14 protein-coding genes and 1 pseudogene are annotated in these 19142 nt (G+C 43.5%); 3 read left to right on the top strand and 12 right to left on the bottom strand.

Annotation, left to right across the window (positions count from 1 at the left end):
* Positions 1–628: 628 nt before the first annotated feature.
* The 5 genes and pseudogenes from CB4_RS20070 to CB4_RS20090 all read right to left on the bottom strand — a co-directional run.
* A complete protein-coding gene (locus tag CB4_RS20070) occupies positions 629–1279 on the bottom strand; it encodes a DMT family transporter (RefSeq protein WP_096467454.1) in 651 nt (216 codons plus the stop codon).
* 170 nt (positions 1280–1449) lie between these two features.
* Positions 1450–2655 carry an RNA-guided endonuclease InsQ/TnpB family protein gene (locus CB4_RS20075; RefSeq protein WP_096467455.1) on the bottom strand — a complete coding sequence of 402 codons (1206 nt, stop codon included), beginning with the start codon at positions 2653–2655 and terminating at the stop codon, positions 1450–1452.
* 35 nt (positions 2656–2690) lie between these two features.
* Entirely contained in the window at positions 2691–3089 is a 399-nt protein-coding gene (gene tnpA, locus CB4_RS20080) for an IS200/IS605 family transposase (RefSeq protein WP_096467456.1), read from the bottom strand.
* A 775-nt stretch (positions 3090–3864) separates the two neighbouring features.
* Complete coding sequence (locus CB4_RS20085) at positions 3865–4413, bottom strand: hypothetical protein (RefSeq protein WP_096467457.1); 549 nt, start codon at positions 4411–4413, stop codon at positions 3865–3867.
* Positions 4414–4505: 92 nt separating this feature from the next.
* Positions 4506–4962 (bottom strand): annotated as a pseudogene (locus CB4_RS20090) (recombinase family protein); the annotation flags it as partial.
* A 420-nt stretch (positions 4963–5382) separates the two neighbouring features.
* Here CB4_RS20090 and CB4_RS20095 point away from each other — a divergent pair.
* Both CB4_RS20095 and CB4_RS20100 read left to right on the top strand, forming a co-directional pair.
* Positions 5383–5925, top strand: a complete 543-nt coding sequence (locus CB4_RS20095; RefSeq protein ID WP_096467458.1) for a PadR family transcriptional regulator — start codon at positions 5383–5385, stop codon at positions 5923–5925.
* Between the two features lie 83 nt (positions 5926–6008).
* On the top strand, positions 6009–6827 hold the full coding sequence (locus CB4_RS20100) for an SDR family oxidoreductase (protein WP_096467459.1): 819 nt from the start codon (positions 6009–6011) through the stop codon (positions 6825–6827).
* Between the two features lie 836 nt (positions 6828–7663).
* Here CB4_RS20100 and CB4_RS20105 read toward each other — a convergent pair.
* Genes CB4_RS20105 through CB4_RS20115 form a run of 3 tightly spaced genes read right to left on the bottom strand, consistent with a single transcriptional unit; the run spans position 7664 to position 9359 of the window.
* On the bottom strand, positions 7664–8356 hold the full coding sequence (locus CB4_RS20105) for an aspartate/glutamate racemase family protein (RefSeq protein ID WP_096467460.1): 693 nt from the start codon (positions 8354–8356) through the stop codon (positions 7664–7666).
* Between the two features lie 34 nt (positions 8357–8390).
* Positions 8391–8978, bottom strand: a complete 588-nt coding sequence (locus tag CB4_RS20110; protein ID WP_096467461.1) for a hypothetical protein — start codon at positions 8976–8978, stop codon at positions 8391–8393.
* Between the two features lie 3 nt (positions 8979–8981).
* On the bottom strand, positions 8982–9359 hold the full coding sequence (locus tag CB4_RS20115; RefSeq protein WP_096467462.1) for a hypothetical protein: 378 nt from the start codon (positions 9357–9359) through the stop codon (positions 8982–8984).
* Positions 9360–9496: 137 nt separating this feature from the next.
* Between CB4_RS20115 and CB4_RS20120 the strand changes: the two genes are divergently transcribed.
* Positions 9497–10018 carry an SMI1/KNR4 family protein gene (locus CB4_RS20120; protein ID WP_096467463.1) on the top strand — a complete coding sequence of 174 codons (522 nt, stop codon included), beginning with the start codon at positions 9497–9499 and terminating at the stop codon, positions 10016–10018.
* A gap of 8 nt (positions 10019–10026) precedes the next feature.
* Here the strand turns inward: CB4_RS20120 and CB4_RS20125 are convergent, their stop codons facing one another.
* The 4 genes from CB4_RS20125 to CB4_RS20140 all read right to left on the bottom strand — a co-directional run bounded on the left by CB4_RS20125 (position 10027) and on the right by CB4_RS20140 (position 18636).
* Positions 10027–10350: a hypothetical protein gene (locus CB4_RS20125; protein WP_096467464.1), complete on the bottom strand. Its 324-nt coding sequence runs from the start codon at positions 10348–10350 to the stop codon at positions 10027–10029.
* 782 nt (positions 10351–11132) lie between these two features.
* Complete coding sequence (locus CB4_RS20130) at positions 11133–11636, bottom strand: S-layer homology domain-containing protein (protein ID WP_096467465.1); 504 nt, start codon at positions 11634–11636, stop codon at positions 11133–11135.
* Between the two features lie 134 nt (positions 11637–11770).
* Positions 11771–15766 (bottom strand): S-layer homology domain-containing protein, encoded by a 3996-nt coding sequence (locus CB4_RS20135; RefSeq protein ID WP_231956089.1) that lies wholly within the window; start codon positions 15764–15766, stop codon positions 11771–11773.
* Between the two features lie 353 nt (positions 15767–16119).
* The gene (locus tag CB4_RS20140) at positions 16120–18636 is read right to left on the bottom strand and encodes a winged helix-turn-helix domain-containing protein (protein ID WP_157738086.1); all 2517 of its coding nucleotides are present in this window, start codon (positions 18634–18636) and stop codon (positions 16120–16122) included.
* Positions 18637–19142: the final 506 nt, after the last annotated feature.

A 19142-nucleotide genomic window follows, 5' to 3' on the forward strand; every position in this document is an offset into this window, starting at 1 on the left:
CATTCCAAATTATTCATTTCCCAAACCAGCAATCCTGCATTTCAATAGTAAAGAGTTCACTTCTTTTACTTGGTGTAGCTTCGACAAGCATACTATAATTATTCAAATGATTACTTTGCAAGACGAATGAAAGGCACGAGTTCTTCTAGTCAGTGCAGACATATAGTGCATGCTAGTCCTGTAATTTCCCCAAGGCCAAAGTTGTCTTTTTCAGCTTTCGGTGTAAAGCAGATAGTTGCGTAAGGAAATTTCATTTAGGGAATTTTGTACACGGAAACCGGACAACCGGTCTCTAGGTCTATCCCTCAAAAGTTTTTGACCTACTCCCCCCTTCTTCTGATATTCTCCGATATGTATTTTTGAATTCCGCTACGTTTGTCGCCCGATTGTCCCCATTGGTGTCGCCAATAAAGCATGGGGGACAAGGGGTTTTTCCCTCGGGTTGTGCAAACTGTCCCTATTAGCTCTTCCTTTTTTCTCCTACTCTCTCATCGTTTCCAGCAGCCGGCGGATGGATTCATGATCGCAACAGTACAGCTCCCTTGCGTCTATCCACACGAAGCCGATGAAAAACACGGGTCCTTCCAGGCGAGATCTGCATGCGGATCATCCGAGCCCCAACGAGTTTTTAAGATTGTAGCCTTTTCCCCAAAAGCATCCCTACTATAATACAGATACCACCTATAATCGAACTAAACGAAAGATGTTCACCCATTAACAAAACAGAAAACATAGCTGCAAACAAAGGTTCACTACTCAGCAATAAAGCTACTCGTGAAGGTGAAGTTTTTCGTATCATAATCAATTGAACATAAAATGCAAATATAGTTGCGAAAATGGCGAGGTATCCCGTGATTAACCAGAACGTGGGGGTAAGTTCCACTGGCACAGGCTGTTGTACAAATGAAATAAGGCCTGCACCTACCGCTACTAATTGAATGGTAGTGAGGGCCCCAGGCTCTATTTCTTTACCTTCTGTTAATTTCTTTGTTATTGTCATCTGAACAGCTCGAAATAAGGCAGCTCCCAAAATCAAAAAATCACCTAGATTGTAAACATAGGATTCTTTTAATGTCAAAAGGCCCGTTCCTACTATAGAAAGTGAAACAGCACCCAACAAAGAAATTTTAGGGAGCTTGCGGTAGACGATGCTATCTACAATAGGTACAAACACAACACACAAACTAATAATAAAACCAGCATTCGAAGCGGTTGTAAAAGCTACTCCGAATGTTTCTAGTGTATATATGAATGAACCTCCCTGCCTTAAAAATTTCACTTTTTGAAGACGGGGTTTCTTGTTACTTCACCCAGTATGCCATCCAACGGACAAAAAGGTTGGCTTCTTGCCCTCGCTCAAAGAGCAGCACGCACATACAAATGATTTCATAAGCAACATCTTTTCTCACGAAAAGAAGGGTGGGTTCACACCTTCTACTACTTCTCGCATTAGGCGATCCGTAGATACTTTGTTTTTTCTACCTCAACAGGCAATCGCTGAATTTCGCCATGATACATCACTTTGGAGAGGATCCCACAAGCTCCGTGAATATCCCGATGTTGAGTGTAGCCACACGAGCAAACATACGTTCTAGAAGCTATCTTTTTACGCTTCCCACAACAAGGACATTGTTGTGAAGTATACGATTCATTTACTTTTTCAATAGAAATTCCTTTACTTTTCAGTTTGTACGTAAGGTAGTCAAATAGTTTTCCAAACTGCCATTGGCCCATCTTTTGGTTATGGATACGTCTTCGTCTTTTCTTCTTGGCATTTTTCTTCTTGTTTCGACTTGTCCCACGCTGAACACCTTCTACATCACCAATGGCGACTTGTTTTACTTGTTGTTGACATGCCCATTCGACAAAGGCTTTCGTTGTCTTATGCAAGGCATCCTGTAGCTGTTTGTCCGACTGCGATAACACGTATTGTTTGGCGTGGTTGTATCGTTTCCATTGTCGGGAACCTTTTTGACATTTGCTCATTTTTCGCTGGAGTTTCGCCAGTTTCTTGTTTCGCAATCGTTTAATACTGCGGATTTTTCGACCTGTGATGATCAAATTGGCTCCGTTCTCGGCAACAGTAGCAATTGTGTGAATCTCACCCACATCAATCGCACAACGAATGCCTACTTGTTTCGGTTCAGCCACAATCCCATCTTCATACGAGAGACACAAACGCAAGCCACGATCATAAACAAGTTCGATTTCCTTTACTTGTCCTTTCGGTACGTCTTTTACATATACCACAATCGGCGATTGGCGTTTGCGTTCCCAAATCCCCATGCTTAACTCAATTTTTCCGTTTTGATGCAACATAAAGCCATGATTCGCCCATTTCGTGTTGAAGTACTTCTTCGTTTTGTATGGATACTTGTTGATGTAGCCTTTTTGTTTCGCTTGTCGTGCGCCATCGCGCGAAAACAAGTACTTGTGTGCCACCGCTTGAATCGACTGTGAGTGGAGTGGATACTTCCCTTTGATGAGCTTTTGGAGTTCCGTTTTTCCAATCCAACGCCCATTGTTTTGCATCGCATACGTTTTCGCTAACGAAATGCATTCATTCCAAACGTTTGCCGATTCACGATTGCACGCAAACAAGCGATCAAGATTGTGTTTCGAAGCATAGAAACGGGTTTTCATCGTTCGAATCATCTTTTGTCACCACCAATCCAATGGTAATCAACCCCTTATTTTTCACCTTGATTCTCAATATACCGTTTCAGCACTTCTAATGGTGCTCCACCAACGGTAAGGAGACAATAACTTTGTGACCAGAAATGCTCTTTCCATAGTTTCTTTCGAATCGAAGAATACTCTGTTTTTATCCGCCGAGAACTTGCACTTTTATACGCATTGATAAACTTCGATAGTTCGGTATTTGGTTTTGCCGTAAATAACACATGCACATGATCGATATCATGATTCCATTCTTTCACCGAAATATGATAGTTTGGAGCAATCGACTCGAATATTTCTTGTAGTCGATTGGAAATAGCATCATCAATCACTTTTCTACGATATTTGATCACCATGATCAAATGATAATTGAGTTTGAACACTGAATGATTATTTGTGTCTAAGTCCATATAATATCACCACATTTTTATTATACGACTGGATAGGAATTAGGTCAAAAAAAGAGCCGTTAGGCTGCGCCTAACCGAAATTCATCCCCTCCCTACTAGCTGGCGCATTGCACCTTCACGCTAGTTGAGGAAGGGGACTTCTTACGGAATACGTTAAATTGACTGCTGTTCTGACAATTGAATAATCCACTCTGCCAAGCTCCTCTCAATTCATGAAATAAACTAATGATTTATTTTACCATATAATTCTAAATAGTTATGCCTAATAAATAATAAGCGAAACCAAGCCATTAGATATTCCTTATCACAGCATTCATTTTTTGTTAGTGAAATCAGAGAAGTCAACCTGCATAGAGAGTTAGAAGTATTAATCCCTCCTGGAACGTCATTTTTCACAAGCCAGGTTCTTTCTAGCACTTATTGCAATATAGGTCATGCGAGCCCCTGTATCTCCCCAGTGACAAGTTCAAAAAGGTCATTTCGCTTCCAGTACGAAGCAGATGGCGGCATGGCAGGGTTTGAAACCGGCACAAATCCAGAAGAATAATAAAAAATATATTAAAGGTCTTCTGTATTTGTTGCACTAACGGGAATCGATAGTTGAACAAGCAACCTAAAAGAGCCGACTTCCTGCGCTAAGGAAATCGGCTTTTTCTATGTGAAAATCGATTAGCGTACAAAATTCCCGAAATGTTGACGGTCCCACTTTAAACAATAATTGTTACAACACAGGGAAACCGGAAGAGAAACGGATGATTATTTTGCAAACAAGACATTACTTAATCCGAATACTGGCCAGAATTTTTTCCGCTTCTTGCTGCGATTTCTTTACATAATTTCCAGAAGGGATACAGGCTTCCGCATAATAATATTTTCCCTTTTGAATGGTCGACAGAGAAATTACCCGGGTCCCACCATCCAAATCAACATCCACAATTTCCTTTACGAATTTCTTACCGTTTACCGTCACAACTTTCCTTGGTTGGATTACTTTATGGTCGTCATCTCCGAATCCTTTTAACAGATCGGCAAGCGTGTAGTTTTCCATGTTTGGACCCAAATCAATAGCAATTTTAATCATCCACTTCTCTAAAGGTTTTGATTCGCCTCCATAACTGTCCCGTTTAAAATTGGTTAAACAAATATAATCCTTACGATCTTCAATAAACCAGCCTTTTGGATAAGAGAAGGTGAGGGATTTATCGTAAGAAGTGTATGTTGATGTGGTCTTAGAGGTAGAACTGGTTTTTGCTGATACAAGGGGGGCTGACAGAGAAAGAACAAAGATAAGAGATAAAAAGAAAGCGACCAAACTTTTTTTCATTCTAGTACCTCCGTGATATTTTTTTAAAATTAAGTATTTTCTATACGGACCATTACTATAAAAGGAATGGAGAACATTTTCCTAGCGTTCGTTCGGCCAAACTTTACACCGTTCTGCAGCGCAATATCAATCCCCTCGCGCTGGCGTTTTCGGATTCGTTCCCGTTCCTCCTGTGCCATCCAGGATAGGATCTGCAGAACAAAATTCGCAATAAACGTACCAAGGCTATTTTTGAACTGGGTAGTATCCAAAAGCGACATATCTAGCACTACGATGTTTGTCTTGATATTTTTTGTAACATCATTCCACTCATTTAGGATTTCCTCTTTGTTTCGCCCAAATCAACCCAGCGAATGGATATATAAAATATCGCCAACTCGCAGCGCCCGTTTCAGCAGCTGGTACTGTTCCCGCTGAAAGTCTTTCCCACTTTGCTTATCCATCTAGATATCCCGTTCGTTAACTCCTGCCTCTTTCAGGGATTCAAGCTGTCGTGCTTCATTTTGGTCCCTGCTGCTCACATATGTATGCGAATTTTCTTGCTTCCATTCTCAACAACAATAAGACCACCAATCACACTGAGTGGTCTTTTTCTTATCTCCGCACGATATACCCTTTCTTATAGAATAGTTTGCAGTTTAAACTAATCGCTTTTTACAGATATGAAACGGCTCTCTCTGCTGAAAAGTGATAATGGAGCCTGATGTGAAGATTGTAGCGTCCGGTTTGCCCATCTGGGGCGCTGAAACCGCTATGGCTCCATCGAGATATTCCGTATTGTATTCTTGAGCCTGTGTTTCGCAGCGGCAGTCTAGGATTGTATTTCTGATCCCGTACTCACGCTACTTTTTTTGATGTGAACCGTTCAATGATAAAAACAATTAGATATATATATTGACATAATATATATCGGGTCGATATATTATTAAGTGTAATATACAAATATATCTAAATAAGGAGGTTCTATCCTTGAACAGTCAGGATGTCATTTTAGGCATGCTCATGAAAGAATCGTTGACAGGCTACGAAATAAAACAGTTATTGGAAAATGTGTTCTCTAATTTCTATAGTTCTAGTTATGGCACGATTTATCCAATGCTTACACGTATGGAGAAGGAGGAATTGATAACTAAGGAAATTGTGCTCCAGGATGGTAAGCCAAACAAGAATGTTTTAAACATAACGGCTAAAGGGCGAGATTGTTTTAACGCCTATTTACTATCGCCATTAGAGGGAGATAGTATTAAAAAATCTGATTTTATGATGAGGCTTTATTTTGGTGAATTTGTTGGGTATGACAAGGTGATTATTTGGTTGAAGCAAGTACAAGAGGAATCACAAAAAAAGTTAGATCAATTATTTGAGCAGTATTCGCTTTATAAAGATGAAATGCATCCAACACAGATCATCTGCATCCAAATTGGGATAGAAGAATATAAAGCTAAACTTGAAACCATTTCCCATGGGTTGTTAAGCATGGAGCAGTTAGTGGAAGAGAAGAGCAGTGTTTAATAAATTCTAATGCTTAAGAGGTCAGTTTTGTACGAACCAGGATCAAGGAGTAACACTCACAAAACTTTTAGGAGGAATTGTTAATGAAAACCATTTTTATCACGGGTACTTCGTCAGGTATTGGGAGAGCTACAGTAAAACATTTTGCTGAAAGAGGATGGAACGTAGTAGCCACGATGCGTTCACCTGAACAAGAAACTGAATTCATTACGTTGGACAATGTTTTGGTGCTAAGGTTAGATGTTGAGAAAATAGACACCATTCAATCTGCATTACTTGAAGCGATCCAACGGTTTGGTAAAATTGACGTTCTTCTGAATAATGCCGGATATGGAACAATGGGTCTTATAGAAGTAGCTACGGATGAGCAGATTAGAAGACAATTTGAAGTAAACGTTTTTGGTCTTATCAGTATGACTAAAGCCATGTTGCCACATTTTAGATCTAATCAAGAAGGTTTGCTGATCAATATCTCTTCTATGGGAGGGAAAGTGACCTTTCCTACGATGTCTCTGTATCATTCAACTAAATTCGCGGTAGAAGGTTTTTCTGAATCCGTATCTTATGAATTAGCATCACAAAACATCAAAGTAAAGTTGATTGAACCAGGAGCTATTAACACGGATTTTGGCGGAAGATCAATGGAGTTCTTTTTTAATGATGCATTAACGGACTATAAATCGTTTACTACTGCATTTCTGGGTAAATTAGGTGAAATGGAAAAAGATCCAGGCTACGCCTCGGCTCCAGAACTTGTAGCTGACACTATATATCAAGCGGCCACAGACGGTACAAATCAATTCCGGTATGTAGTTGGAGAAGATGCAAAGATGCTCATAAGTATGAAGGAAAATACGGATGAGGAAGAGTATCTAAATAATATATCTCAGCATTTTTCATAAAAAGAGGAAATGTGAAATCATCGTTTACTAGCTCACCGCTGTTAATGACAGATTATATTGTCCATAACTTGACGATGTTTGTTGCCCAAATTTTGATAAAAATCGTGTTCAAGTATTATTTGAAAGAAGGGAGAATCATGACAATTCTCCCTCAACCACCCGTTTGACCATATGGTCATCTATGATACGGTGCCCGTTCTAGGCTCCATAAATTACAGATAATGAATACATAAGTTAATTCACTTTGTTCTATGGCGTATATACCATAGACACTCTTATCAATGTGCAAGCAAAGAGCCCGGTCAGCACCGAGCTTCTTCCTACTATTTATGAGGTGTCCAGATAAATTCTTTTTCGGGTTTATTCTTAGAGATGACAATCAGATTCCCTATCGTCTGGAACGTCAGTGTGCCATATCCGAGTTGTTCACGAATTTCTTCCAGGATCGGAACTCGATCTTGTTCATATCAAGGGTTTCGCTCTCTTTATCGTTGTACAAACTAAATAAAGTTCTGACAAAAAACAGCTCTCCAACCCGCATTCCACCGTCGCCCGATTAAATAAAGTCTTGCTACAAATCCGGCTTTTTTCGATTTTCCCCTCTCATTTTTTCTGTCAGAACTTTATTTTTTTCGTAATAATGTTTTGATAAAAAACAGGGGAAAAGGCTTGATATGACTCGCTTTCGCCCTTTCCCCTCTTTCCTTTATCCTTGCCAAAAGCAGAACTTTATTTCGATTTTGGCAGATGTTTATTTAAAATAGCAGAACTTTATTTATTGGTTACATAGTAGGAATAAGTGAAAAGGGATTTAAGGGGACTATATCCTGTAATCTCTATTTGTTCAAAGACTGATTCACTGCTTCAATCGCGTGCAATGCTGTTGTATCAAATACAGGAACATCCGAATCTTCTTGCTTTACGAGTAATCCGATTTCAGTGCAGCCCAAAATAATTCCCTCAGCTCCGTTTTCCATTAAACGTTTCATGACCTGTTTATAATACTCTCTGGATTCCTGCAATACCTTACCTACGCATAACTCCTCATAAATAACCTTATTTACACTCTCTCTGTCCCTGTTATCCGGCACTATAACTCGTATTCCGTTCAACTCCAAGCGCGACCTATAAAACTCCTGTTCCATCGTATATTTTGTACCCAGCAAACCTACCGAACTGATTCCTCTCTGCTTAATTGCCGCAGCAGTTGCGTCTGCAATATGTAAAATCGGAATGCTGATTTTTTGCTGTATGATATCTACTACCTTGTGCATCGTATTGGTACAAATAACAATAAAGTCTGCTCCCCCTTTTTCTAGAGAATGAGCAGCATCGCCCAACACTTCTCCAGCCTTATTCCAATCTCCTATCGACTGATATCGCTCAATTTCTGCAAAGTCTACGCTATATAATAAGCACTTTGCGGAGTGTAATCCTCCCAATCTACTTTTTACTTCTTCATTCATAATTCGATAATATTCAACCGATGATTCCCAACTCATGCCTCCTATAAGACCAATCGTTCTCATGCTTACTCCTCCATCCAATAAAATCTTTATATAATTAATGAGAACCTATCCAATACCAGTGTTTTTCTATTTCCTGAATTTCCGCAAATCCTCCCCCAAAAGCGTCTGTTGGAAACTGCTCAGACGGCACATACATAAACCCGGAAAAATTATCGAGCATACCCCGAAAGGTAAAAAAGAAAAGAGCGTATTTGTCACCTTGCTTTTTCACCATAATGTCTCCGCCACCCTTGGAAAGACGCTCATATTTAGGAGGCAAATGGATAAGTGAAGATGTTTCTGACACCGTAGGACGTAGTTCCTGTGACTCAACCATCCGAATCACCTCTTGCCGGGCGGACTTATAAAGGTAAAAATCTAAACTAATCATAATCGAAGTAAATGGCACGAACAAATATAGGGATAGTGCTACCCCTTGAACAAGCAATGGTTTCCACACTTTTTCTTTCACCGCTATAGATATAGAAGCAATCGCCACAACCAAAAAGAAAATGACCGCACATAACCAAATCACTGGCATGAAAAAAGGCGTAAAAAAATCCACCAGTTCCCATTGCAGAATGGCAAGTAAGAGTAAAGATATGCTGCTTATGAAAGCCAATCCTAAAAATTGTTTCTCCATACGTTATGTATTTCTCCATTCCTTCGGTACTTTGCAAAGAATATACTTACCTGTCCACATTTCTGTTGTAACAATGATAGTCCGGTCTTTCTTCATAAAAAATAATCCGTTTCCATCTCGCTTCTGCAATGACCAACCACTGTTATTCATCATTTGTGTCACATTCGTATATCCCCTCCCCTGCTCCATTATTGTAATATACCAATCGTAACCGCCTTCTTCTACTATTTTGGCAATGTTGCCGGATGAGTAGTGAAGCGTTGAGATGGCTTCTTTTTTACCTATAGAAGATAGGGGCAAGGGTGGATAATATTCTTTATTCGATATGAACCATACGAGACATATGAAAGATAAAATGGCGACACATAAATATTTTTTCAACGAACATTTCTCTCCCTGTATTTCTCGTTACGTCTACCATTTATTTTTCCTTTTTTATCCTCATGATTCTACGTTCATGATACTATAAGAATAGATAAAAGTAATATTTTCCCTATCGATACATAAAGGAGTGCCATATGCAAAAAGGACACCTCGTAAAGCTGGCGCTGGATGCACTGAAGAAGCGACTAGCTGATAATGACAACGTTATCGAAATCTATTCAGGTGAAGGGTATGTGAGTCCAGCAGTCTTTACATTTAACCTTCCTATTTCCCCGCAAGAACTGAACGAATTTATCGATACATTCGGTATTGAGCTTCCCATTGACTATAAAAACTTTCTACTCATGCATAACGGGGCCGAATTGTTCAAACATCCTGAATATGGTGGAGAGTTTCATCTCTATGATTTGGCGGCAATAGAGGATTGTTTCGTTGACGAGGATTGGCCAAAGCATTGGCTGCCTGTCGCTTACCATTATGGGGAAGAGATTATTATCGACCTTACCAGAGTAGCACATGGAATGGACAATTATCTCATCTGGCGAGGTTGCTGCGCCCCACTGGAGGAATCTGTAGATATGGGAATGAGTTTTGAGCAGCGGCTTGACCGCTCTCTTATTTGTCAGGGGGTAAATTTCTGGCAGTGGTCTATTTGAGGGTAGAGCTAGTGAATACTTGCTGATGGTAAGTATATTACTTTATATTTATCTCCAAGTTCTTGTCTCACCTTTTCGCATAAAATTATTCCCATTTGATTAAATGAATTTTCTAGTTCAATCCCATTAGGAACCCATTTATCTATGTCCCAATCAATCCATTCCCCATACTTCATTGCCCAGGACAACAGCTCATTTGCTAATTCACTTGAAATCGGTATGTCTTCTATGTTCAGGTTACAACCACATTTATTGCACCAAACGGGATCTGCTCCGATATCCCCCTCTATTTTTAAATCATTTGTTTCTCCACCTTCACAAAAACAGTTCATACACTTCCTCCTCCGCTATCATCGTTTCCATCTCACCTGTATACCGGATAAAAAAACAGGGGAAAAGGCTTGATAACTCGTTTTCGCCCTTTCCCCTCTTTCCTTTATTCTTGCCAAAATCAGAACTTTATTTATTGGATACACACGTTTTATGAGCAACGCGACACTCTCAACATGCACCGTATGCGGGAACATAGCCTATTTGGTCTTCATCTGCCGTAATATACCGATGCCTTGATTTATAAGGGGTTTCTCCATTGGAGTATGGTTCTATTTGATTGCCGTTCACCTGGAAATGATGGCTTTCGTCCCCATTCCGTCCCCAATTAAGAAGAAGATACCGCTGTCCTTATCGTTATCGCCAGCGAATCGTCCCATCCTCAAACTAATGTGCTACCCATGAATTTTGATGAAATCATATAGATCCTTATCCCCCACGGCGATACCACAGTACGATGACCCATACCACAAACAGGGAGTACTTTAGTTAGTCCAATTCCTTTTTTATGCATCAAGCATGTTTTTAATTTTTCTCAAGCAATCCTCAATAAATCGATTAAAATATTCCTGATCGAACAGTTTGTAATATTCATCATCTATTGAGGGGCTTTTAAAAATCGAGGTTTGCTTTTTGTGTGCACTAAAAAAATGTATTAGACTCGAAAAATAGAGTCTTAGACTGTGAAAATAAAGTTGTAGACTCACTGCGAATCGTTACGCTAACGGACAGGATAATTTAAGAGTAAGTACGGTCAGTCCCTATCACAAGTAACGGCAAAAAATTAGGGTGTTGAGAAAGTATGGGGGCTGTTGTGTGGATTGTCATCTTTAAATTTAATATTTTTCGCTTCTCCTACTGGATTAATACCAAGAGCTCTCACCAAAATAACAGCCATGTCCTGACGACTGAGTTTTTCCCCATTTCCAAATTGACCATTTTTATTTCCTTTAATTAAACCAGCCTTAGCTACTGCTTCTACATACTTATAGGCATAATGAGAAGGAGGAATATCTGAAAATGTAGGGATAGCTCTGGAGTCAGAAATATCTAAATCCAATGCTTTTGCAAGGATAATAGCAAAATCTTGTCTTGTAACATATCCTTTAGGATCAAATTTTCCATTTCCTTTCCCACTTATAATCTCTTTGTTTGCAAGTTGAAAAATAGCATCTTTCGCAAATGAGTCTTCTACATCATTAAAAGAAGCAGCCCCATATCTCGGAAATACATAAGAGCTAAGTAATGAGGTAATTATTGCCGTCTTTAAAATCCGCCTTTTATCCATCTTTTCCTCCTTAACAAGAATACTTTAATCCAATAGTTCCATGAAAAAAGGGTTATCCCTCAAGCAGCTCATTCGACTGCCTACCGGATAACCCTGGTTATTTACCTATACCATTCAACTCAGGCTGACGATTGTTACTTTACTTGCTCTTTGTGTGCCAGCATTTTCAGCAAAACCGTTACAGCTTCTGCTCTTGTTGTTTTATCACCAGGAGCAAACTCGTTCGTGCCTTTACCTTCTATAATGCCAAGTTTCTTCATTGCTGCCACTGCGCCTTTCGCCCACGTCGGAATGTCCTTGTCGTCCGCGAAGCCCGTTGCAGTATCCGCTTTGATAGACTGACCCAAAGTGTTTGCGATCATCGCTGCCATCTCCGGACGTGTAATCTCGGCATCCGGACGGAAGGTGCCGTCCTCATAGCCATTAATAATGCCTGCTTGCACCGCTTGCGCGACCGCTTTCTGTGCCCAAGCGTCGATCTTCGCTGTATCGGTGAAAGTCAGCACTGCTCCTTCTCCTTGCGGCTTCAACGTATTCATCAGCATGACCGCAAATTCCGCGCGAGTCACAGTAGAATTCGGCTTAAACGTGCCGTCCGGATAACCGCTGACGATTCCGCTGCTTACCGCTTGCTTGATGTTGGCCTCAGACCAGTGTCCAGAGATGTCGCTAAAGTTAATCGTTGGTTTCATGTCAGGTGTTGGCACAGTTGCCCCTTGACCTACAACGAATACCGCATACTTCGTGAAATGATCTACCTGTACGGTGATGTGATTTTCGTTAATCTTGCCACCTGGAACTTCCACCCATTCCTTCTTCACTTCGTCAAAATAGCATACAGCTACTGTTTGGTTGCCACTTAATTTTGCTTTGTCGAAAGCAAAGGTCAGCGTTGCCGGTTTATTGAAGTTCTCCGAGAAGTTTTTCAGAATCTCAAAGATCGGGCCGGCTAGCATGTTTTTATCAGTTATCAGATTCTGAGTGTTCAACAATTTTTCTATCGTTATTTTTAGCTCTTTATCTGTCGCACCTGTGGGAATAGAAACCGTCACTTCTTTTTGCAAACTAACCTCGCCTGATCTACCTACAGGAAGCGTTAATGTACCATCTGTGGAGGTAACTGGTGACGTTGATACTATCGAACCGCCACCGCCGCCGCTAGAATAGCTGCCCGCGTTGTTGGCCGTCCACTTCGCGTACAGCGTCACATTCGCCGTTGCCATGCTGAACGTAGTACCTGCGGCATAAGTCGTTCCGTTGCCATCCGCTTGCGTGTTCCAACCTGCGAACGTGTAGCCGGTCTTCACCAGATTTCCCGTGTTGCCGTACACCGAAACTGTGACGCCCTGCGCATATGAGCCGCTATCGGTCGGTGCGCTGCCTCCGGAGTTGCCATTACCGTTATAGGTTACGGTGTAGGTAGGATTCGCCGTCGGATTTTCCGTCCACTTTGCGTACAGCGTCACATTTGCCGTTGCCATGCTGAACGTAGTACCTGCGGCATAAGTCGTTCCGTTGCCATCCGCTTGCGTGTTCCAACCTGCGAATGTGTAGCCCGTTTTCACCAGATTTCCCGTGTTGCCGTACACCGAAACTGTGACGCCCTGCGCATATGAACCACTATCGGTCGGCGCGCTGCCTCCGGAGTTGCCATTACCGTTATAGGTTACGGTGTAGGTAGGATTCGCCGTCGGATTTTCCGTCCACTTCGCGTACAGCGTCACATTCGCCGTTGCCATGCTGAACGTAGTACCTGTGGCATAAGTCGTTCCGTTGCCATCCGCTTGCGTGTTCCAACCTGCGAATGTGTAGCCCGTTTTCACCAGATTTCCGGTGTTCTCATACACCGAAACTGTAGCTCCTTGCGCATATGAACCACTATCGGTCGGCGCGTTGCCAGATGTAGCGCCGTTGCCGTTATACGTCACCGTATATGCCGGAATAACCGTTACCGTATACGTCACCGTGGTTCCATCCTGCGCGGTAACAATGACCTTGTTGCCAGTTGTCAAAGCTGTAGCTACGGTGGTTCCGTCTGCATCGTACACCTCAAACGTTGCATTGGCTTCCGGCGTGATCGCTGCCTTGAGTGCAGCTAACGTTGTGCCGTATGGAATGTTCGTGATGCTTTCATTCGCTGTTCCACCTGTGCTTACAGTGCCAATGGTCGAGGTCAACGTTGCGGCTGTGCTCAGTGTCTGAACATTGATCGCTCCACTCTGCGCCGATTCACCGGCTGCATCGAATGCGCTCGCCGTAAACGTATAAGAGGTATTCGGCGCCAGTCCGTTCACCGTATAGGTCGCGCTAGTCACGGTGGCAATCGCCGTATTGCCCCCATTCTCGTAGATGTAGTAGCCAGTCGCTCCTGATACGGCATCCCATGATAGCGTAGTCGATGCAGACGTCGTGCTGCTGGCCTGCAGATTCACAGGTGCTCCGAGAGAGATCAGTTGTTCTACACCATTCCATCCCCCTGCATATATGTTACTGTTTACTTTTAGGAAGGAATATAGTTGGCTCGGTGAACCACTTACCTGTTCCCATGTGCCGTTACTGTATGACCATACGGCGTTGCTGCCGTTAGTAGTCCCCGCATACAGCGTGCCGTTGACATCAATCATGGAATGCACATTGCTCGGCGAACCGTTCAACTGCGTCCACGTACCGTTACTGTACGACCATACGGCGTTGCTGCCGTTAGTAGTCCCCGCATACAGCGTGCCGTTGACATCAATCATGGAATGCACATTGCTCGGCGAACCGCTCATCTGCGTCCACGTGCCGTTACTGTACGACCATACGTCGTTACTGCCGTTACTAGTCCCCGTATACAGCGTGCCGTTGACATCAACCAAAGAAGTCACATTGCTCGGTGAGTTGCTCATTTGTGTCCACGTGCCGTTACTGTACGACCATACGTCGTTACTGCCGTTACTAGTCCCCGTATACAGCGTGCCGTTGACATCAACCAAAGAAGTCACATTGCTCGGCGAACCGCTCATCTGCGTCCACGTGCCGTTACTGTACGACCATACGTCGTTACTGTCGTTACTAGTCCCCGTATACAGCGTGCCGTTGACATCAACCAAAGAAGTCACATTGCTCGGCGAACCGCTCATCTGCGTCCATGTACCGTTACTGTACGACCATACGGCGTTGCTGCTGTTAGAAGTCCCCGCATACAGCGTGCCATTTAGACCAAGCAAGGTTGTCACTGCTCTCGGCACGCCGCCCATCTGCGTCCACGCGCCGTTACTGTTCGTCCATACGTCGTTGCTGCCGTTCTGCGTCCCTGCATACAGCGTGCCGTTGACATCAAGCAAGGAATATACCTTGCCCGGCGAGCCGCTCGTATGCGTCCAACCACCACTGGTCGTGTATGTCCATATGTCGTCGTAGCCGTAGCCGGAAGCAGTACCCACATATAGCGTACCGTTTATATTGAGCAAGGTTTTCACATACCTCGGCGAGCCGCTCATCTGCTTCCATGTACCATTACTGTACGTCCATACGCCCTTGCTGTCGGTATTCCCCACATACAGCGTGCCGCCCACTTCGGCTAAAGAAGTCACTTTGCCCGGCGAGCCGGTCATCTGCGTCCACGTCCCGTTGCTGTACGTCCACACGTCATTGCTGCTGCCATTAAAAGTCCCCGCATACAGCGTGCCGTTGACTTCGAGCAAAGCATACACATTGCCCGGCGAACCATTCATCTGCATCCACGTCCCGTTACTGTACATCCATACGTCGTTGCTGCTGCCGTTAGAAGTCCCCGCATACAGCGTGCCGTTGACTTCGAGCAAAGCATACACATTGCCCGGCGAGCCGCTCATCTGTGCCCAACCGCCACTGGCCGTATACGTCGATACGTTGTTGCCGTCACCCCAAGCCCCCGCATACAACGTGCCATTTGCATCAACGAGCAAGGTTCGCACATAGCTCGGCGAGCCGATCATCTGTGTCCAAGTACCGTTACTGTTCGACCATACGTCGTTGCTGAAGTTTCCCGTCCCCGCATACAGCGTGCCGCCCGCTTTGAGCAAGGTTTGCACGTTTAACGGTTGCACGGTTTGTCCCACCGCTGCCCAAGTTGGCGAGGTCGCATGGACTACATTTCCTGCACCCATGAATGGGATAAGCATCAAGGTGAGTAGGCATGCCAGAGCTATCCTCCCTGATCGGGAAGACCACATCTTGAGTCCTGATGTAGATAGTTTCATAAATTCGTATACACCCCTTTATTTGTAATGATGATTTCAACCGGCGATGTAGCGATACAAGATTACTTGAGCCGATAAATAACGATATTTTCCTGGCCGCGCTTGTCGATCATTGCCATTTTCCCCCTAATTCTATAACTTTCGTCCCAACAAAAAAATCCCCCATCTAAGGGGGAGGGACGGTAAAAAAATAGGGGATATACCCCCTACCAATATTTATTGTATAATCATGATTTTCTACAATTGCGATAAATAGCTCTCTACAACCATTTTAATTCTCTTCCTTGCTCCAGTGCCTGTTCTCTGCTGTTCACATGAAGTTTTCTATACATGCTCTTCAGATGACTCTTGACCGTTTCGGCTGTGATTTGAAGTTGTTCGGCGATCTGTTTATTCGATAGCCCCATGTCAATCATCCGTAATATTTTTAGTTCCTGTTTCGTGATAAGTGTTCCCGAGCTTACAGTCTCATTCACATGATCCGACATCAGCAGAAGCAATTCCCTGGCGTAGAGTATGCTCGCTGACTTACGGTTAGCGTTGATCTGCCTTTGCCGGATATATTCGCGTAACAGCTCAGCCATCTTTGCCCCTTTATCCACGAAACTGCGGATGTATTTCCCCGGCTCCGCCAATTGGAGCGCCGCTTCCAGCTTCATTACAGCGTTCGTCATATCTCCTTTTCGGTAAAAAGCCATGCTTTGCAGGATGGCCACCTTAACCTTATCCCAGGTCCGATCAGCCTTATCGACAAGCCGGTACAATTGTTCTAGCAGTTGCAAAGCTTCATCAACTTCCCGGTGTTCCATAAGAGCGCTTGCCAAATAAAGATATTCTTTGATCGGACCGAGCGGGATCGTATCGGTATGCTTGATGCCGCATGTTTGCAGCCAACGCTCATCGAAGGAACCGTTCGCAAGCGACAAATTTGCCTTCTCCGCCTCTATCCTCCTCATAAACATTCTTTTGTCCACTGAATCGATCTTAGGTTTAACCCGTTCAAGCAATTCAAACGCTTTGGCCGAATCTCCTTTGGCCTGACAGATCCGCGCAGCATTGATAGAAGCACTTAACAGAAGAAGAGCATAGGGCTGCATGCACGTTGACCTCAGTACCCTCTCCGCATAAGCTTCAGCCTCTTCCAAGCGGTTCCATTCATATAACAGCTTACTGTACGTATTGTAGAAAAAACCGACGTAGGGGTAATTGTCCCTATCTTCCCATACTTTGATCCATTTATAAAAGAATCTCTCCGCATCATGCAAATCATTAAAAAAGCTCAATAATGTGTCGAAATACATCGAAAACGAGTTCGCTTCAATCATCTGGATGTAGCTACCCCCCGGCGTATGCCGATCAAACATCTCAAAATATTCGTTCGCTCGTCGAAAGTCTCTTCGGTAAAAAGAAACAGCCGCGGACAAAAAATGAACGGTTCCTGCGTAAGGTTTCCATTCCGGATCCGATAGCTTATCCTCCATTAGGCGAAGTCTTGCTTGTGCCAACTCCATTTCATTGGTTTCCACCATCACTTTGACATAAAGAAACTGAATTCTCGGCTTTCCAGTAAAACAGGTTTCCGGTAGATCGCGCAACCATCGATAAAGCACCCCTCTCTTCGCATGAAGGTTTTGCAGATGCTTTTCAATCAAAGTGCTTGCTTCGTGATGATGCCCGTCCATAAACAGTTGTTCTACCGCTTCTTCCAAAAATCCGTGCTCCTCAAGCCAATGGGCTGCCTTGACATGCAACTCCTTCGATCGTCCCGCATACCTCTGCCGGAAAAGCCTCCGTAAAAACTCAGAAAACAAATGATGATAGCGATACCATTCCCGCTGATCATCCAATGGAACAATGAACAAATTATGCTGTTCCAGCATTTCCAGCAACTCCTGACAATTCGCTTGTCCGGTAACCGTCTCGCACAACGGGCCGTTTATCCTTTCTACGATCGAAGTTTCCAATAGAAAGGACTGAATCTCGCTCGGCTGGAGACTAAAAACCTCCTGAAACAGATAATCGGATATGTTGCGGTGTTCCCCGCTAAAGGCGCGGATAAAATCCGAATAATTTCCACTTCTTTGCAGCGAAATGGCCGCAAGATACAATCCGCTGATCCATCCCTCCGTGCGGTCGACCAGCACGGCTATCTTTTCTCCCGACAGTGACAATCCCATGCAATCCTGGAAGTAACGAATTCCCTCCGCAAGTTGAAATCGCAGCTCCTGAATCGTGATTTTCACCATTTGGCCAGTCGTCTGCAGCCTTGCCGTAGGAAAGGGCATTTCAGCCCGGCTTGTTACATAGAGGTGGATATGAGCGGGCAAATACGCAAGAAAATAAGCCACCGATTCGTGAATGGCAGCCAGAGCAATCGCGTGATAATCGTCCCAAATCATGACCAATTCATCCGAATAGCTGTCAAGCTCGTGAATCATGGCTGAGATGAATGGCTCAACCGCTCCCGACTTTAAGGATAGCAAATAAGGGGTGACCGCTTCCGCAAAATGGGGGTTTTTACTATTGACTGCAGCGATCGTATAGCTCCAAAACTCAATCAGGTCATTATCTTGAGGGCCCAAGGAAATCCATACGGCAGGTATGGCAGACTGCTGCAGCCACTGACTCAAAGCTGTTGTTTTGCCGTACCCCCCGGGAGCCGTTACGGATGTAAGTTTGCTCTTCAATCCTTTATTTAATAGCTCGGTGATCGCCGCTCGCTCAACAAGGTCATCGCGCCGCGTTTGCGGGATATGAAGTTTGGTACTCAGAATCATGGGTCGGCACCTCGTATCTAACTGTGAACATCTTTTCATCATTATATCTGATTCTAATGATTTCAAGATAGGTCTCACTCAAGGAAATTCTCTCCTTGGATTATTCCCATCCGGCAGAAAGGATGCATACACGCTGAAAAGCTAATACACTATAAGGCTCAAAAATGAATGTAAGTGCAGCAGACGCATTCCAGTAGAATGTGAGGGAACCGACGGGCGGACGATAAGACGTTTCCTTTTACAGAGGAGCCGCCAACCTTGGGTTGGCTAGACGCCTGAGAAAACAGAAAAAGCAGCTATCACAGAGGACTCTCTGCGACAACTGCTTTCTCAGTTCAGGGACCACATCGAAAAGCGAGACATTCCCGAAATCAAGAAGTTCATCGCCAGCTATGTGGAAAAGGTAATCGTCTACGAAAAGCATGTAGAAGCTTTAAGGTCCCCGTTGTGGATTTGATAGATGGAGGCGAGGGGAATCGAATCCCTGTCCACCTAATCATACAAAT

Origin of the sequence: Aneurinibacillus soli, from assembly GCF_002355375.1 — a bacterium.
GTDB classification, from domain to species: domain Bacteria; phylum Bacillota; class Bacilli; order Aneurinibacillales; family Aneurinibacillaceae; genus Aneurinibacillus; species Aneurinibacillus soli.

Excerpts from the sequence above, each read along its gene's own strand:
- CB4_RS20085 (WP_096467457.1), bottom strand. The coding sequence starts at position 4,413 with ATGAAAAAAAGTTTGGTCGCTTTCTTTTTATCTCTTATCTTTGTTCTT.
- CB4_RS20105 (WP_096467460.1), bottom strand. The coding sequence starts at position 8,356 with ATGAGAACGATTGGTCTTATAGGAGGCATGAGTTGGGAATCATCGGTT.
- CB4_RS20110 (WP_096467461.1), bottom strand. The coding sequence starts at position 8,978 with ATGGAGAAACAATTTTTAGGATTGGCTTTCATAAGCAGCATATCTTTA.
- CB4_RS20140 (WP_157738086.1), bottom strand. The coding sequence starts at position 18,636 with ATGATTCTGAGTACCAAACTTCATATCCCGCAAACGCGGCGCGATGAC.
- CB4_RS20100 (WP_096467459.1), top strand. The coding sequence starts at position 6,009 with ATGAAAACCATTTTTATCACGGGTACTTCGTCAGGTATTGGGAGAGCT.
- CB4_RS20120 (WP_096467463.1), top strand. The coding sequence starts at position 9,497 with ATGCAAAAAGGACACCTCGTAAAGCTGGCGCTGGATGCACTGAAGAAG.
- CB4_RS20130 (WP_096467465.1), bottom strand. The coding sequence starts at position 11,636 with ATGGATAAAAGGCGGATTTTAAAGACGGCAATAATTACCTCATTACTT.
- CB4_RS20075 (WP_096467455.1), bottom strand. The coding sequence starts at position 2,655 with ATGATTCGAACGATGAAAACCCGTTTCTATGCTTCGAAACACAATCTT.
- CB4_RS20125 (WP_096467464.1), bottom strand. The coding sequence starts at position 10,350 with ATGAACTGTTTTTGTGAAGGTGGAGAAACAAATGATTTAAAAATAGAG.
- CB4_RS20135 (WP_231956089.1), bottom strand. The coding sequence starts at position 15,766 with ATGGGTGCAGGAAATGTAGTCCATGCGACCTCGCCAACTTGGGCAGCG.
- tnpA (WP_096467456.1), bottom strand. The coding sequence starts at position 3,089 with ATGGACTTAGACACAAATAATCATTCAGTGTTCAAACTCAATTATCAT.